The organism is Streptomyces sp. NRRL S-646 (genome assembly GCF_000720765.1).
GTDB lineage: Bacteria > Actinomycetota > Actinomycetes > Streptomycetales > Streptomycetaceae > Streptomyces.
In genome coordinates this window covers 1-419 of the sequence record NZ_JODC01000095.1, presented here as the reverse complement: position 1 = coordinate 419, position 419 = coordinate 1, and the positions used below count along the sequence as shown (strand labels likewise).

General features: G+C 69.5%; 1 protein-coding gene. It reads left to right on the top strand.

Translation table 11 applies throughout. From position 1 onward, the window contains the following. A partial coding sequence (locus IH68_RS51360; RefSeq protein WP_037886729.1) for an SDR family NAD(P)-dependent oxidoreductase occupies positions 1–419 on the top strand: 419 nt, incomplete at both ends.

The following is a 419-nucleotide window of genomic DNA, read 5'->3' as shown; positions in this document are numbered from 1 at the left end:
CGTCGGCTGGATCGTGTTTCGGCTGCCGGGGTGGAGAGTGGTTGGTGTCCGCGGGGGACGGTGCTGGTCACGGGTGGTACGGGTGCTCTGGGTGCTCGGGTGGCGCGGTGGGCGGCTGCGGAGGGTGCCGGTCATCTGGTGCTGACCAGTCGTCGGGGTCTGGAGGCTCCGGGTGCGGGGGAGTTGCGGGACGAGTTGTCGGCGTCCGGGGTGCGGGTGACGGTTGTCGCGTGTGATGTGGCGGATCGTGCGGCTCTCGCTGGGTTGTTGGCGGAGCATCCGGTGGATGCGGTGGTGCATACGGCGGGTGTGCTGGATGACGGTGTGATCGATGCGTTGACGCCGGAGCGGTTCGCGACGGTGTTGCGGGCGAAGGCGCTGGGCGCGCTGCATCTGGACGAACTCACCCGTGACCGCGA